This is a genomic window from Enterobacter cloacae complex sp. ECL352, from assembly GCF_020149545.1.
GTDB lineage: Bacteria > Pseudomonadota > Gammaproteobacteria > Enterobacterales > Enterobacteriaceae > Enterobacter > Enterobacter asburiae_B.
In genome coordinates this window covers 4,146,891-4,161,073 of the sequence record NZ_CP083709.1, presented here as the reverse complement: position 1 = coordinate 4,161,073, position 14,183 = coordinate 4,146,891, and the positions used below count along the sequence as shown (strand labels likewise).

Below are 14,183 nucleotides of genomic sequence, written 5' to 3'. Positions count from 1 at the left end.
TGTTGTAATGCGAGCGGGTCTGCACTCCCGCTTCGCTGACACTTTTTAATTTACCACTCATGCGCGTACCAATGCATTGCTACTTTGAACATCTTTTTGTTCATAGCGGCAGATCGATATTTCGACGCGCGCACCGGGTACTTTTGGCCCCCACTCCACCAGCATACGTTTAACCTGACTGTCATCCTCCCAGATGCCTGCATGTGTCAGCGCGTCAAATAGCGCTTTATTGTAGTTGTCGATGTCGCGGCGGCGTGCATCTGGTGGAAAGAGAAGTATCTCCACCGCAGCTGGTGACGATGATGGTTTTGGAAGGCAACGCAGCTGCTCAATAATCGCTGCACATGCCGCACTCTGATATGCCCTGCCTTTCTCACTGATAAGATGGCGGCCTTTTAACGGCCCCTTATTCGGGGCTCGCCAGTAGGTGTTTACGCTCGGAGGGAACGGGAGCACCAGTTTCATACAGTCACTCCCTGTTTTTTCAGCCATTCAACAGCGTTAACTCTTGCCTTGTCTCCACCGGATAACAGACCTTTAATGATCGCTACCGGATCAGCATCCAGTTCTGTTTTGACGACGGTAATGCCCCTGGCAGCGCCAGGAGCAATGGATAGGTAACCTTTTTTCTTTAGCGCCTTCACATGCTCAGCAGCAGCGTTCTGCGATGAGCAACCAATCAGTTCAGCAAGTTCGGACAATGTTGGTGGGAAGCCAACCCTTTCGATGTGAACCTTGATAGCTTCATATACTTCACTTTGGCGCGGCGTTAATTCGATCATGACTCGACTCCATAACGCCCGTTCAGGCGCCCGATTACGCTGTTGAACATCACCAGGCTTACGCCCATCGGTTTAACCTTCTCGTGGTACTCCTTCAGGATCGGAGGTACAACGACATTCCAACTCGGCTTAGGCTTTTTCTTCAGGGCTTTTTTAATGGCATCTGAGCATTGACGGGCAACGTCACGAACCGCGTTCTCCTGCTCGGTTGATAGTTTTATCATGCTGCATGCTCCCGGTTATTTGTGACAGGAACAGCAACACCGGGAATCAACTCGACTGCAGCTGACTCGGCCTGATTACCCCAGTGGTCCCAGCCAGGCGCACCACAGCGGCTGAACAGTTCGATTCGCGGAACGTCCCCGTAAAGCTTCTCCAGACGGAAACGCGCCTCGGCTGGCTTTTGGCTGTGCTCCCCGAGTGGGCTGTAGATTACCTGCTTGATGCTGGCGCACTGCCGTTCAAGTCCATTCCCCCTGGAGGCGATCAGCATGTCTTCGGTATTGGCTCGGGTGTAGTTGCCGCCGTTCATGCGGGTCTGTACGTTCAGCAGGTCGAGGAAGTCGTAAAAGTCCTCCACTCGACCAGCCTGAAGAGCTTTGTTGATGTGCTGCTCCGCCAGCGGGTTGAACTTCACCCAGGTAAAGCCCTTCATCGTGCGGACCTTGAAGCCCCATGCTTCAGCCAGTTCAATCGCTTCGCGAGTATGTGTGCCGGTGAACCACATAGCCAGAACAGCATCATCGGCAGCAAGGTCCCAGACCGGAAGACGCTTCATGTCGATAAGCTTCATTGTGCCGTAGTGATTAGTAGCCGCGCCGTTGCTGACGGTGTTGCCGTATTCCCAGGCTGGGTCAGCATAAATCAGTGAGTATTTCATCAGACGTTCCTCGCTCGGCCAGCCAGACACCAGCCATCACCGGTGGTTTTAACCCTCGGTGCCATACTCAGGCAGCGCTTACGCTCTTTGAGAATTTTGGCTCGCATGGTTTCGTTCTTTGATCGATTGAATGCCTCCATCAGAACCGTAGCAGCACGCAGATAAAGTCCCTTGTCAGATAACTCTTTAGCCTTGTCCATCATCGCAATGACAGCAGGGTTTGGTGCGCTTTCCTGTTTTGGCTCAGGCATCACTTCAGCTTTTTCTACCGGGTAGCGCGGGACAATAGGCCCAATTGGACCAACAGGTGCCTTTGCGTAGTAACGGAAGTTAGGACGCACACCTTTGCGCTCAGCGCGGTTAAGCATGACCAGGCGGCATACCGCACGCTGAACACTGTGCAAGGCATACTCCGGGAGTGCTGCAGCGATCTCTTTGTTCGTCAGTCCAGGGTTATTGGCTACGAATAACTGAATTGTTTTCAGAAAGCTCATTGAGTACCTCCGGAAACACGGAAACCTGAGTTGGCTGGAACGCTGTAATCAACGTTCTGGAAGTTGGCCTTAAAGTTTTGGTCAGCGCTACCGCCGAGTTGCCAACGCCCTTTGACACACGCAGGCCTTCCGCGCTTTTGCCATTTCTGAGCCTTGTCAAAATACTCAACGCAATTTTCTGGACCAAAGAGAGTGCTCGGGCGAAGGTAATCATCCATTTTTGGATCATCAGCCCATTTTGCTGTGAGATAGTCCACCACCAGCATCAGGTCTTCAGCGCTGTAGTTTTCTGACAGTCTCCCCCTGATGTATCCCAAAACGGTTTTATTGCGCCCGCCCTTCCCGTATGACGATCCAGTAACCTCGTTGAAATGGGATAAGACACGAATTGCCGGATCGATGTCGTCTGGTTGCGGCGCAACCGGACAAATAGGTTTTTTAATATCTGTAGTATTCTCTGTTGTATTCTCTGTAAGAACATCAGTGCATTTTGACCTGATGAGAGCGGTTCTTTTTGACCCGATGGAGCGTTCCACTTTGACCTCTTCCATCGGTTCATTTTGACCTGATGGAAGAGTGCATTTTGAACTCTTCGATTTGGTCACTTTGACATCATCTAAAAGCTCGCTTTCGTAGTTGATCGTGTAGTAGTTCGTCATGTCGCGCTGAGACTTGTTCAGCTGCTCAACTTTGAGCACGCCGAGGTTCTTCAGGCGGGTGAATGTGCGCTTCAGCGTAGACTCAGACCAGAACGGGAACTGCTCCAGCCACTGCTCGTTGGTGTTGTAAATCCAGCGCACGCCGTCACGCTCCAGTCCGGAGGTGGTTTCTTTAAGCCAGTAGTTAACCTGCTGCAACGCAATGGCCTCGTTCAGGCCAATGCTGTATGCAAGGTCAGGGTTTATCACTATCGGCCGGGATGGCATCAACAGGCTCATGGTAGTCCTTTAACTCTGTAAATTTACGCTGGAATTGTTCAAGAGGGCTGAAGCACTCATGATCGTACCCTTCGCGAAGGTATATAACGCGTCGAGTCTCTGGCTCCCATCTGATGACGCGGACCGGGACGCCATAGTGATCTCTGAAACGCCGGTTAAGTTCTCGCATAGCGCTCTCCCCTTCCGACGCCAGACGCCCACAATCGCCTTAGCCCTACTGTGGTTACATGGAACCCAGCGGCCTGATACCATCCGCTCATACCGAAACGACGAGGTTCCAACAACGGGAATACCACGGAGTTGCGGGAGACGGTTGTTTACCGTTACACTGTTCATGCGTTAGTTTCTCCACTGATACGACACGCCAAGACGCCCGGAGCTGCACACTCGCGGGCGTCACTCATTTCTGGCAGGCAATAAACTCGAGAGATCAAGTTCAGGAATGTCATGAGGGTGACCCTGAATTGATATGCGATATCGTTAAGGCTCTGCCATTCGCCTTTGTCTACAACGCCATCTTCGATGTAATGGCGGTATGCATTGACTAACTCGCCAAGCCGACCCACCAGCTCAGCCAATTTCATCCCAATCTCTTCGTTCTCATCATCTGGTACAGCGCCAGGAACATGGATCCCGTTATCGGTTTCACGAGAGAACACATCGGCGATATAACTCACACCAGCAGCCTTTTGCAGGACCATAGCCCAACCCATAGGGAAGATCTGATCTCCGCCAGTGCGTAGACGGTTGAACAGAGCATCCTGGGTTACGTCCAGGATTTCGGCAGCCTCCACATATCCACCCGGTAAAGCTGCAATCGTCTTACGGACTGCGGCCACCAGCCAGGCTGGTTGTTTTTCTACTTTCCAGTGTTCATTGCCCACGGCTAACCCCTTATCTCTGTGGTTACTACTTCTGTTGGGAGTTGTTAAATTTGCTGTAAAGAGAGGCGTCGTATTTCAGCTTTCCGTTAGTAATTCTTTCGATGAAAAGAGCCTGCTTTTCTGGGATAACATCTCCCCATTGACAAACGGCGCTATGAGTCACCCCAAGAGCTACTGCGGTTTTAGAAATGCCGCCGTAGTATTCGACGACTGTTCCTTTATGCATGATTTGAATCCTCATTAGTTAGCATTCTTACATCGTATATGGTCAGCATACTTACGTCAATGAAATGTAAGATTGCTAACGTGCGTTCCGAGGAGATTTTATGGATACCGTTGGCAGCAGACTTAGATTCAGAAGAAAGCAGAAAAAACTTACTCAGCGCGATGTTGCCGAGTGGGCAGGAGTAAGCGCGTCTGCTGTAACTCAGTGGGAAAGCGATTTAACCAAGCTTTCTGGCGAGAATTTGATATTGGTTTGCAAATGCTTACAGTGCTCACCTGAGTGGTTAGTTTTTGGTTCAGGTGATATCGAAAATGGCATTAACATCAACTTAATGTCAGCCAGGGAGATTCCTCTGTTGTCATGGGTGCAGGCTGGAAACTGGACGGAGGTAATTGGCAACCCAGGGAATGAGCTGGTAAAGACGACTCGAAAGCTTTCTGACTCAGCGTTTGCCTTAAGAGTTAAGGGTGATTCAATGACATCCAGTCATGAGCTAAGCATACCTGAGGGCTCTATTGTGATTGTAGAACCGGAGTTCGGCTTTGTGGATGAGGCAAACGGCAAGATTGTTGTGGCTCAAACGGTATCTGGCGGAGAGGCGACTTTAAAAAAATTAGCGATAGACCCCCCGTTTTCTTACCTAATACCTCTCAATCCTGCATTTAAGCCGATAGAGGTAAATCAGGACACAAACCTGATTGGGATAGTTAAACAAATCATCATTGATCTCTAGGTTTACGCCACATCCATAAGCCCGCCGTTCATGCGGGCTTTTTTATGCCCACAACGAAAAAAGTAAGTTAACTTACAAAATGAACTTGACTACAAATGTAAGATTTCTAATATTAACGACATCAACAGCGAACATTGTGGGTAGCCAGTATGAGCACTAGCGCAAACAGAAAGACGATTAAGTTGCCAGCCGGCGAGACCTTTGCGCCTATTAGCAATAAGTGTAAGAGCTGTGGCTATGTCGAATTGACGCTGCATGTAGATTGCAGCGCCTTGAAAGCTCAAACGCAGGTTGTTGAGGCGGTCAGCAAGCGTTACTTGCCATTAATCGAAAAGGTTCCTGGTGAGATTGTCGAAGTAATCATTGGCAAGCTGATCATCGAACTGAGAGCTCTCGTCTTCAGTTACAACGTGACCACAATTTCCACAGACAGCTCCCGCAAAACTGTCAGAACCTTCAGGTATCGCGGTGCTATCGAAGAGTTCGCCACTGCATTCTGGGCAAGAGAACTTAACTTCGTCCATTTGTAATATCCTTCTTGGTTGTGTGAGAACTCCAAGAATACCACCGAGCCTGATGTGGTGAAAAGACAGGCAAAAGTTTCATTGCTGTGTGTAGTCTTGGCGGTCGGCAGTTTGAAATCCCTTAGTGTCGACCGCCCCTTTTCACAACTGAAAGCGCGTTCAGCCGGTTCCTTGAGAGGCCTCAGTCGTTAGATCAACTCAGGAGAACGCGCTCTCAATTGTGGAGAAGTAACGTGTCGGCATTGCAGTGTCGATTATGGCTGCCAGCCTCAAGCATCCTCCGGGTGCTTGGTGATGGTAATAACGCCATCTCAACCAACAGGAGACGATGAGCCTGTTCTGGTTGGATTGGAAAAATGTTATTAGCCCGCTCAACGGCGGGCGCTTTTTCTGGAGGTAGCATGTCTGCAAATGATTTGGCGGTTAAGTATGGTACTTATCAGCCCGAAAATTTACTGGTCATTCTTCCACTTGAAGAAGCTTCAGACATTATTCGTGAAAGTCTTCGCGCTGAGGTTCGCCACGAACTGGAATATGAATACGATGACCGTATTTCGTCTGCTGAAGAAGAGGCATCTGATTGGGAATCACGGGCAGACAGCTACGAATGCGATGCGATTAATTTTGCCCGAGCGATAGAGAAAGCCTTGCTTGCACCAACCTTGGATGAAGCAAAAATTATTCTCGAACGCGTTCGTTCTGATAATCGCGAATATTTTTAATACCTAATGAATAAATACGAATTTGGCAGCATTTAAGTGCCGGGACTCGTGCAACCAAAATTCAGCGCTGTGCAGAGCGCGTAAAACACGGAGAAACTAACCATGACGAACACACAGAACGTCACCGAGTTACAACCACGCATGACCAGAGAGCAGCTTATTGACGCAGCTCGCAAGGCCGCCCCTCTCCTTCCTGCCGCTTATGGTTGGATGGTTAACGAACTGGCTAACCGCCTTGACTATACCAGCGTCGCGCTGTGTGAAGCGATGGCGCAGCGGAAAGAACTAGCTGAGCAGAACGCTACGCTACGTGAGGATGTCACCAGCTGGGCCAAAGAGTGCGACCGCATAGAAGAGCGCCACACCAAAACGCCTACCAACATGAACCTGCTGGAAGCTCAGCGAGAACTCCGTGAGCTGCCTCGTGTCGTCATTTCACTGAATAACGAGGTTGTTTTCTAATGGCTAACTCATTCAAGCAAATGACCAAGGCCGGTGTAATTAAGCGCACCGATACCGGGATGTTTATCGCTCTTTCAGATATCCACGTTCGTGAAGGTTTCAACAAGCGTGAAGACGATGAACGCACTCGCCAGGCTGATGATGACCTGTTCAACTACCTGATGAACGGTGGCTCCGTTCCCCCGCTGGAGGTTATCGCCCGTGATGAAGGTGGAGTGTGGGTTGTTGAAGGCCACCGTCGGCGTCGCTGCTATGCGCGCTGTGCAGAAGCTGGTAAGCCAGTAGACCGCATACACATCATGCCGTTCAACGGTAGCGATGTGCAGCGCCTGGCGCGCATCATGACCAGCAACAATCAACTTCCGCTCTCAGATATGGAACAGGCTGCAGTTATTCAGGAACTACATAACGCCTTCAACCAGACCACCAGCGATATCGCAAAACTGGTCAACAAGTCTGTTCCTACTGTCGAAAAGCTTCTGCTTCTTAGCACTGCTAACCACGACGTTCAGAAAGAAGTTAAGTCTGGGACCGTGTCCGTAGATGTGGCTGTTGACCGAATAAAAGAGTTCGGAGAAAAGGCCGGTGAGGTTCTTCAGAAGGATAAAGCTTCTGCTGCCGCAAAGGGCAAGAAGAAAGTCACCCGCAGCGTTATAGCGCCAGAAATTAGCGTTAAGAAAGCGCGCCGCCTTGTTGAACTTATTAGCCTGGCCGGGATAAGTGACACAGGTGTTATCTCCCTCGAAGGTTTGGCCCATGCAGAAGCATCGCAAATTATTGATGAGCATAAAGCTATAGCCTCCCAACATCGCAAAGGAGTGCAGTCATGACACATCGCAAAATAGTCAACCGTATGCGCAAGGCTCAGCGTGTCAGCGCTTCAAAAATGAATGAGCTTAATGAAGTCGGCATGGTCGGCGTGCGCGGGGTGAAGGATGCGGAGATTCACAATATCTGCGTGGATGCCCATAACGTGCATGTAGGTATCTGGAATCAACTCCAGCGCTACATCAACCAGTTAACTCGCAAGCCCGGAGCCGCCCAATGAGCAACATCGACAAACAGGAGCTGCGTGAAGCGGCGGAGAGAGCAGAATCCGATAGTTGGGGTTATGATCGCGATGAATTCAATGAGGCTCTAACCCCGTCCACCGTGCTGGCACTGCTAGATGAGTTGGAAGCCGCAGAGAAGCTCAACGCAGAACTTATGGAGAAACAGCGCCTGATTGATATCTGCCAGGGGCAAGGTCTGGAGCATCGAATCGCAGCAGAGAAACGCGCTGAGGCAGCAGAGAAGCGGATTGCTGAGCTGGAGCGTAAAGAACAGCACAGTGAACGCCAGTCAGTAATTGATGCGCTGGCTGGTTCTGGTGAGGAATGGAGTGATATCGAAGAATACATGCAGAAGTGGGACGCGGAACGCGCCGCCGCAGCCGGGAAAGGAGAGGCGTCATGAAACCAGCTAACCTGGCACCAGTTTACTGCGCTCTATACCCAGCACTGGCAGAGATAGCCCGTAAGCACGGCTATGCGATGGCTATTCACGGGACAATGGCGCGTGACTTTGATCTGATTTGCATCCCATAGGTAGAGACTCCATCAAAACCAGAGGAAGTCGTTGCAGAAATCACCGCGACGTATGCAACTACCGATATCACCAACCCTGGCTACAAGCATCGTAAGCGTCGTCTGAGTACCGTCTGGTCCCGAATCCAGGATCCTGTAACTTAAGCACCCACTTATTTTGCAGGTGGACACCTCATGCGCGCTAAAGAAAGACTTCCCCGGAAACACTATTCCCCTGAATTCAAAATGGAACTGGTCAGGCTGGCTCTTGAAGAAGAAGGCAGTATTGCCGCACTGGCCCGGAAACATGACGTCAATGATAACCTGCTCTTTAAATGGATAAGGCTCTGGCAGCGTGAAGGGCGGGTCTGTCGGCCCCGAAAAAACTCATCGTCGCTTCCTGCCCTGATACCCGTGCAGCTTCAGGCGGGCTCTTCTCTCCCAACCTTCGAACTACCATCCTGCTCTCCTCCCGCTACCTGCCACATAAAATGTCGGGGAGGAGAAATAACACTGACTCATCCCTCTGCTGAACTCATGAGCACTGTCCTGCGCGAACTGATGCGGGGGCCTGTATGATAAATCTTCCCGCAGGCACAAAAATCTGGCTGGTTGCCGGTATCACCGATATGCGCAACGGCTTCAATGGCCTCGCCGCAAAGGTGCAGACCGCGCTGAAAGATGACCCGATGTCCGGCCACGTCTTCATCTTCCGGGGACGCAGCGGCAGTCAGGTAAAACTGCTCTGGTCCACCGGCGATGGTCTGTGCCTGCTGACAAAGCGACTGGAACGTGGTCGCTTCGCCTGGCCCTCAGCCCGCGATGGCAAAGTGTTCCTGACGCCGGCGCAACTGGCGATGCTGATGGAAGGTATCGACTGGCGACAGCCAAAGCGGTTACTGACATCCCTGACCATGTTGTAGCGCTCTTTATCCTGGTTGTCGCAGAATAAGCCTGGTAAAATACAGGCTTATGAACGACACCTCTTCTGACGACATCCTTCTGCTGAAACAGCGCCTGGCCGAACAGGAAGCGTTGATCCACGCCCTGCAGGAAAAGCTGAGCAACCGGGAACGCGAAATAGACCATCTGCAGGCGCAACTGGATAAGCTGCGCCGGATGAACTTCGGCAGTCGTTCCGAAAAGGTATCCCGCCGTATCGCGCAAATGGAAGCTGACCTGAACCTGCTGCAGCAGGAAAGCGATACGCTGACCGGCCGGGTGGATGACCCGGCAGTGCAGCGCCCGCTGCGTCAGACCCGCACCCGCAAACCGTTCCCTGAGTCACTCCCACGGGATGAGAAGCGGCTGCTGCCGACTGAGCCGTGTTGCCCGGAGTGCGGTGGTTCGCTGAGTTACCTGGGTGAGGATGCCGCCGAACAGCTGGAGCTGATGCGCAGCGCCTTCCGGGTTATCCGGACAGTCCGTGAAAAGCATGCCTGCCGTCGGTGCGATCGCATCGTTCAGGCCCCGGCTCCTTCGCGCCCCATCGAACGGGGGATCGCCGGACCGGGGCTGCTGGCCCGAGTGCTGACCTCAAAGTATGCAGAGCACACACCGCTGTATCGCCAGTCGGAGATCTATGCCCGCCAGGGTGTAGTGTTGAGTCGTTCTGTACTGTCGGGCTGGGTGGATGCGTGTTGTCGTCTGCTGGCACCGCTGGATGAAGCCCTTCAGCACTATGTCCTGACCGACGGCAAACTCCATGCTGACGATACGCCTGTCCCGGTGCTGTTGCCGGGCAATAAGAAGACGAAGACCGGGCGCTTATGGACGTACGTTCGAGACGACCGCAACGCCGGATCAGCGCTGGCCCCCGCAGTGTGGTTCGCTTACAGCCCGGACAGAAAAGGTATCCACCCTCAGACCCATCTTGCAGGCTTCAGTGGCGTACTGCAGGCTGATGCCTACGCCGGGTTCAACGAGCTCTACCGCGACGGCCATATAAAGGAAGCCGCGTGCTGGGCCCATGCCCGCCGAAAAATCCACGATGTTCACGTCCGTACCCCGTCAGCCCTGACGGAGGAGGCGCTGAAACGGATCGGCGAGCTGTATGCCATCGAGTCGGAGCTCAGAGGTAAAAGAGCAGAGGAACGGCAGGCAGTCCGGCACCAAAAAGTGCTGCCGCTGCTGGCGTCACTGGAGGGGTGGCTGCGGGAGAAACAGAAAACCCTCTCAAGGCACTCAGAACTGGCGAAGGCGTTCGGGTATGCGCTGAACCAGTGGCCGGCGCTGATCCGCTATGCAGAAGATGGCTGGGTGGAGGTGGATAATAACATTGCCGAAAACGCCCTACGACGGGTCAGTCTGGGGAGAAAAAACTGGCTGTTCTTCGGCTCGGATCATGGTGGTGAGCGCGGTGCGTCACTGTACAGTCTTATCGGGACGTGCAAATTAAACGGCGTGGATCCGGAACGCTATCTGCATTATGTACTTGATGTCATCGCCGACTGGCCTGTGAACCGGGTGGGTGCTCTGCTCCCGTGGCGGGTTACTCTGCCTGCCTGACCAGCTTCACTTCGTCAATACGGTTCTCACTGCACGCTTACCAAGCATCACGGTCGCCTTGCTTATTCAGTGTGCTTTGGGTTTGGCGAGTTCTTTGCTGACCTGTCATTCATGCCGACCATCGAGGACTAACCCATGAGCACTATTACCAAAGAATTCACCAAAGAGCAGTTGCAGCAAATTATCGAAACTGACCACGTTCAATGTGGTGAGGCTTCGGCGCTGGCGCGTATCGCGCTGGCATCGCTCGAAGCGGAGCCTGCAGGATGGCAAGTCAAAAAGTATGGCGGTAATTGGGTAAGCATCAAGAAGGAGGATGTTGATCACTATAGATTTAACGAGGAACTCCCGGTCAGAGAGGTCTACACCGCCCCGCCAGCGCCGGTAGCTGTGCCTGATGCCCTGGAGGATGATATCGACAGTGATGACCACCCGCTGCTGTGGAGCTACAACAATGGCTGGAACGCCTGCCGCGCCGCCATGCTTCAGGGTTCCGATGGAAACGCTCAGGTGATTCCGGATGGTTGGGTGCTGGTGCCAGAAGAACCCACCCATGAAATGCTTGAGGCTGGTGATGAGCAATTTGGAACGTATGATGTCTATCGCCGGATGATTGCAGCAGCACTGCAGCAGGAGGTGAAGCCGTGAGTAAATCCGAAGCTTTTAAATACGCAATGATAATTGGCTTTGGTTTAGCCGCCGGTGTTCACCTTTACGTTGCCTGGGCATCTCTGCTTGAGCTTGCCTGGGGTGCGATTAAAGGGGTGTTTAATCATGGCTAACCCATTCGATTTCGTGACGTTCGTGCTGCTGGTCATCGGAGCACTTCAGGGTATTGGGCGGCTGCCATGGTGAGCAAACTCAAACAACGGCGCATGCGCCGCCTTAAAGCCGACGTGGCCTGGTGGCGCGAGGAGGCGGAAGATTGCCGCTCCCGTCTGCTGGAACTGGCCGGAGAAATCGACAGGCTCAAAAAGCTGGTTATCCGCGTGCCGATGCCGGTTCTCATGCCGAAGGAGATGGTCCACCAGCTCTATTACACCGAAACAAAAAGATGTCGTACCTGCAATGATGGGCTTCGTGGTGGTTGTTCATCTTGCATTTTCTATAAGAGATAGCCGGGTGCAGCCGGTTAAGTGGAGAGCAACATATGGGGCAGTTAGTAACACTACATGAGTGGGCTTCGGGTCCTAATGGGTTCAAATATCCATTAAGCAACTCAGCACTAAACAAAATAGCCAAGACCAAGCAAACTTTCCCACCAGCTTTAAAGCAAGGTCGCCGCTGGGTTATAGATGAGGACGCTCGTTTTATTGGCATGGTAAGCAATGTTGATATTTCATCATCATTATCAGACAAGGCTCGCCAGTTAGTGGAGAAAGCAATAAATGGCAGCTCGCCCCAGAAAGCATAACGTTAAAATACCTAACCTGTATTGCAAGTTGGATAAACGTACATCAAAAATCTACTGGCAATATCGCCACCCTGTCACTGGAACATTTGTTGGTTTTGGAACAGATGAAGAGGCAGCCAAAGCTGCTGCTACGGAGTTAAATCGGATAACATCTGAGCAGGAAACACGTCAATCCTTCGCTCTTATCGATATGGCCATTAAGAAGACAGATAAGAAAGAGAAAGGAATTCGAGTCGCAGACTGGATAAAAAGGTACGTAGATATTCAGATGGAAAGGATGCGTGACGGAGAAATAAAAAAACCGACCGTAAAATCTAGGAGGTTATGTGCTCAAGTTCTGGCTGACAGAGCTCCTAACGTTCGCCTAAAAGATGTTGACACGAAGTTAATCGCAAAAATTATTGATGAATATAAGTCTGAAGGTAAACATCGAATGGGTCAGCTGATTAGGAGCGTGCTTAACGACGTATTTAAAGAGGCTCAACATGCTGGTGAGGTTGAACCCGGCTACAATCCTGCTTTAGCAGTTAAAAATCCGATAGCAAAGGTAAAGCGAAGCAGGCTCAGTATCGAACAATGGAAGCTAATCTATGAAAGCGCGGGAACATTGCCACCATGCGCTCAGAACTCCATGCTTTTGGCTTTGGTGACTGGTCAACGTATTGGGGACATTGTAGCGATGAAGTTCAGTGATATATGGGATAACCATCTTCATATAACCCAGAGTAAAACAGGAATGAAGTTAGCTATTCCTTTAAATTTACGGTGTGATGCTATTGGCGTGACGCTTTCGGAAGTAATAAGCAAGTGTCGAGACAGAGTTGTGAGCCCATATCTGATACACCATGTGAAACATCATGCTTACGGTAAAGCTGGTTCCCACGTTCCAGGGAAAACAATATCGAAGTATTTCAAGGAAGCAAGAGATAAAGCAAATATTGCATGGCCAAAGGATTGTATTGCCCTGCCCCCATTTCACGAACAGCGTTCGCTTTCATCTAGAACCTATAAAGCGCAGGGTATTGATGTCAAAACTCTGCTTGGGCATAAAACTGAAGCGATGAGCACAATGTATGGAGATGATCGTGGTCTGGAATGGAACAAACTTGTTATTTAGCGAGATAGATAACCTTTAGATAGCCCCAAAGGAAAAGCTGGTGCTACATGAGTTTTGGGGATTTGTTTTGGGGATGATTTGGGGAAGAAAAATTAACCTTATAAAACAATAAAATAAAAATCATCGAATTGTTCCACAAGCAATCTGCTACCAGCAACGCATAATCCAACAGCCAGCGAACCCGCTGGCTGTTTTCTTTCGACCTCGTTCATCCCGTGCTAATGTAGAACCCTGCAAAATGGATTATCACCGGGAAATCGTTATGACTGACGACGTTATTGGGGCAGGAACCCACCAGCAGCTGATTACCTTACTCACCGAGCAGGGCGCGCGGTTTCGCGTTATGGAGCATGCGGCGGTCGGGAAATGTGAAGCGGTAAGTGAAATTCGCGGGACCGATCTGCGGCAAGGCGCCAAAGCCCTGGTCTGCAAGGTGAAGGGCAACGGCGTAAAAAAACACGTTCTGGCGATCCTCGCCGCCGATCTGCAGGCCGACCTGGGCCAGCTTGCCAGCCATTTTGGCGGGCTGAAGGCCTCCCTCGCCAGCCCGGCCGAGGTCGATACCCTGACCGCCTGCGTTTTCGGCGCTATCCCGCCCTTTAGCTTCCATCCTGATTTGGCACTGGTTGCCGACCCGCTGCTGTTCGAGCGCTTTGACGAAATCGCCTTTAACGCCGGTTTACTGGAGAAATCCGTGATTATGGATACCCAGGATTACCTGCGCATCGCCCGTCCTGAGCTGGTGACCTTCCACAAAGCGTAACCGCGATGGCTGACGCCCCTGTCAGCCTTTTCTTTCCAGAAACAGCACGGAGGCGACGAGAATAATGGCAATAGCGAAAAACGATGAGGAGATAATCAGCGTTTCAACAAACATGTGATCGTTCATGATGGCGACCCCTTTTGCGATATCTGCCTTCGTTTTAATCCGCGT

The 14,183-nt window shown here is 51.4% G+C and carries 25 protein-coding genes and 1 pseudogene; 16 read left to right on the top strand and 10 right to left on the bottom strand.

Features of this window, described 5'->3' with window-relative positions; all coding sequences use genetic code 11:
- Positions 1-57 precede the first annotated feature (57 nt).
- The 9 genes and pseudogenes from LBF07_RS20335 to LBF07_RS20295 all read right to left on the bottom strand — a co-directional run bounded on the left by LBF07_RS20335 (position 58) and on the right by LBF07_RS20295 (position 4,204).
- Entirely contained in the window at positions 58-465 is a 408-nt protein-coding gene (locus LBF07_RS20335) for a RusA family crossover junction endodeoxyribonuclease (protein WP_206462074.1), read from the bottom strand.
- On the bottom strand, positions 462-782 hold the full coding sequence (locus LBF07_RS20330) for a LexA family transcriptional regulator (protein ID WP_086527745.1): 321 nt from the start codon (positions 780-782) through the stop codon (positions 462-464). Before LBF07_RS20330 ends, LBF07_RS20335 begins: the two co-directional genes overlap by 4 nt.
- The gene (locus tag LBF07_RS20325) at positions 779-1,006 is read right to left on the bottom strand and encodes a hypothetical protein (protein WP_049015371.1); all 228 of its coding nucleotides are present in this window, start codon (positions 1,004-1,006) and stop codon (positions 779-781) included. Before LBF07_RS20325 ends, LBF07_RS20330 begins: the two co-directional genes overlap by 4 nt.
- On the bottom strand, positions 1,003-1,662 hold the full coding sequence (locus LBF07_RS20320; RefSeq protein WP_049015366.1) for an MT-A70 family methyltransferase: 660 nt from the start codon (positions 1,660-1,662) through the stop codon (positions 1,003-1,005). The genes LBF07_RS20325 and LBF07_RS20320 overlap by 4 nt, the downstream gene beginning before the upstream one ends.
- Entirely contained in the window at positions 1,662-2,156 is a 495-nt protein-coding gene (locus LBF07_RS20315) for a hypothetical protein (RefSeq protein WP_045281485.1), read from the bottom strand. Before LBF07_RS20315 ends, LBF07_RS20320 begins: the two co-directional genes overlap by 1 nt.
- Entirely contained in the window at positions 2,153-3,094 is a 942-nt protein-coding gene (locus LBF07_RS20310) for a conserved phage C-terminal domain-containing protein (RefSeq protein WP_049015364.1), read from the bottom strand. Before LBF07_RS20310 ends, LBF07_RS20315 begins: the two co-directional genes overlap by 4 nt.
- Complete coding sequence (locus LBF07_RS20305; RefSeq protein WP_046091673.1) at positions 3,051-3,263, bottom strand: DUF4222 domain-containing protein; 213 nt, start codon at positions 3,261-3,263, stop codon at positions 3,051-3,053. Before LBF07_RS20305 ends, LBF07_RS20310 begins: the two co-directional genes overlap by 44 nt.
- Before the next feature lie 307 nt (positions 3,264-3,570).
- Positions 3,571-3,888, bottom strand: a pseudogene (locus LBF07_RS24770) (YmfL family putative regulatory protein); the annotation flags it as partial.
- Between the two features lie 115 nt (positions 3,889-4,003).
- Positions 4,004-4,204 carry a Cro/CI family transcriptional regulator gene (locus tag LBF07_RS20295; RefSeq protein ID WP_047716596.1) on the bottom strand — a complete coding sequence of 67 codons (201 nt, stop codon included), beginning with the start codon at positions 4,202-4,204 and terminating at the stop codon, positions 4,004-4,006.
- A gap of 100 nt (positions 4,205-4,304) precedes the next feature.
- Here LBF07_RS20295 and LBF07_RS20290 point away from each other — a divergent pair, with 100 nt between their 5' ends.
- From LBF07_RS20290 to LBF07_RS20215, 16 genes are all read left to right on the top strand, one after another.
- On the top strand, positions 4,305-4,937 hold the full coding sequence (locus LBF07_RS20290; RefSeq protein WP_047716542.1) for a LexA family transcriptional regulator: 633 nt from the start codon (positions 4,305-4,307) through the stop codon (positions 4,935-4,937).
- 149 nt (positions 4,938-5,086) lie between these two features.
- Positions 5,087-5,467 (top strand): hypothetical protein, encoded by a 381-nt coding sequence (locus LBF07_RS20285; protein WP_152921628.1) that lies wholly within the window; start codon positions 5,087-5,089, stop codon positions 5,465-5,467.
- A gap of 395 nt (positions 5,468-5,862) precedes the next feature.
- Positions 5,863-6,183 carry a hypothetical protein gene (locus LBF07_RS20280; RefSeq protein WP_206462073.1) on the top strand — a complete coding sequence of 107 codons (321 nt, stop codon included), beginning with the start codon at positions 5,863-5,865 and terminating at the stop codon, positions 6,181-6,183.
- A gap of 102 nt (positions 6,184-6,285) precedes the next feature.
- A complete protein-coding gene (locus LBF07_RS20275; RefSeq protein WP_224435053.1) occupies positions 6,286-6,645 on the top strand; it encodes a hypothetical protein in 360 nt (119 codons plus the stop codon).
- Positions 6,645-7,475, top strand: a complete 831-nt coding sequence (locus tag LBF07_RS20270; protein ID WP_206462072.1) for a chromosome partitioning protein ParB — start codon at positions 6,645-6,647, stop codon at positions 7,473-7,475. The genes LBF07_RS20275 and LBF07_RS20270 overlap by 1 nt, the downstream gene beginning before the upstream one ends.
- On the top strand, positions 7,472-7,693 hold the full coding sequence (locus tag LBF07_RS20265) for a hypothetical protein (RefSeq protein ID WP_164954845.1): 222 nt from the start codon (positions 7,472-7,474) through the stop codon (positions 7,691-7,693). The genes LBF07_RS20270 and LBF07_RS20265 overlap by 4 nt, the downstream gene beginning before the upstream one ends.
- Positions 7,690-8,100 (top strand): ead/Ea22-like family protein, encoded by a 411-nt coding sequence (locus LBF07_RS20260; protein WP_206462071.1) that lies wholly within the window; start codon positions 7,690-7,692, stop codon positions 8,098-8,100. The genes LBF07_RS20265 and LBF07_RS20260 overlap by 4 nt, the downstream gene beginning before the upstream one ends.
- A gap of 305 nt (positions 8,101-8,405) precedes the next feature.
- The gene (locus LBF07_RS24765) at positions 8,406-8,789 is read left to right on the top strand and encodes a transposase (protein WP_001201739.1); all 384 of its coding nucleotides are present in this window, start codon (positions 8,406-8,408) and stop codon (positions 8,787-8,789) included.
- Positions 8,786-9,133: an IS66 family insertion sequence element accessory protein TnpB gene (gene tnpB, locus LBF07_RS20250; RefSeq protein WP_000609174.1), complete on the top strand. Its 348-nt coding sequence runs from the start codon at positions 8,786-8,788 to the stop codon at positions 9,131-9,133. Before LBF07_RS24765 ends, tnpB begins: the two co-directional genes overlap by 4 nt.
- Before the next feature lie 49 nt (positions 9,134-9,182).
- Positions 9,183-10,718 carry an IS66 family transposase gene (locus LBF07_RS20245; RefSeq protein WP_016239903.1) on the top strand — a complete coding sequence of 512 codons (1,536 nt, stop codon included), beginning with the start codon at positions 9,183-9,185 and terminating at the stop codon, positions 10,716-10,718.
- A gap of 135 nt (positions 10,719-10,853) precedes the next feature.
- On the top strand, positions 10,854-11,366 hold the full coding sequence (locus LBF07_RS20240) for a hypothetical protein (protein ID WP_206462081.1): 513 nt from the start codon (positions 10,854-10,856) through the stop codon (positions 11,364-11,366).
- A complete protein-coding gene (locus LBF07_RS20235) occupies positions 11,363-11,500 on the top strand; it encodes a hypothetical protein (protein ID WP_045406579.1) in 138 nt (45 codons plus the stop codon). Before LBF07_RS20240 ends, LBF07_RS20235 begins: the two co-directional genes overlap by 4 nt.
- A gap of 66 nt (positions 11,501-11,566) precedes the next feature.
- Positions 11,567-11,836, top strand: a complete 270-nt coding sequence (locus tag LBF07_RS20230; RefSeq protein ID WP_032675115.1) for a hypothetical protein — start codon at positions 11,567-11,569, stop codon at positions 11,834-11,836.
- A 32-nt stretch (positions 11,837-11,868) separates the two neighbouring features.
- On the top strand, positions 11,869-12,132 hold the full coding sequence (locus tag LBF07_RS20225) for an excisionase (RefSeq protein ID WP_008500733.1): 264 nt from the start codon (positions 11,869-11,871) through the stop codon (positions 12,130-12,132).
- The gene (locus tag LBF07_RS20220; RefSeq protein WP_206462082.1) at positions 12,107-13,249 is read left to right on the top strand and encodes a phage integrase Arm DNA-binding domain-containing protein; all 1,143 of its coding nucleotides are present in this window, start codon (positions 12,107-12,109) and stop codon (positions 13,247-13,249) included. The genes LBF07_RS20225 and LBF07_RS20220 overlap by 26 nt, the downstream gene beginning before the upstream one ends.
- 262 nt (positions 13,250-13,511) lie before the next feature.
- Positions 13,512-14,012: a YbaK/prolyl-tRNA synthetase associated domain-containing protein gene (locus LBF07_RS20215; RefSeq protein ID WP_033145243.1), complete on the top strand. Its 501-nt coding sequence runs from the start codon at positions 13,512-13,514 to the stop codon at positions 14,010-14,012.
- A 21-nt stretch (positions 14,013-14,033) separates the two neighbouring features.
- On the opposite strand, the gene yoaI is transcribed toward LBF07_RS20215, so the two are convergent.
- The gene (gene yoaI / locus LBF07_RS20210; RefSeq protein WP_087822389.1) at positions 14,034-14,138 is read right to left on the bottom strand and encodes a small membrane protein YoaI; all 105 of its coding nucleotides are present in this window, start codon (positions 14,136-14,138) and stop codon (positions 14,034-14,036) included.
- Positions 14,139-14,183 lie beyond the last annotated feature (45 nt).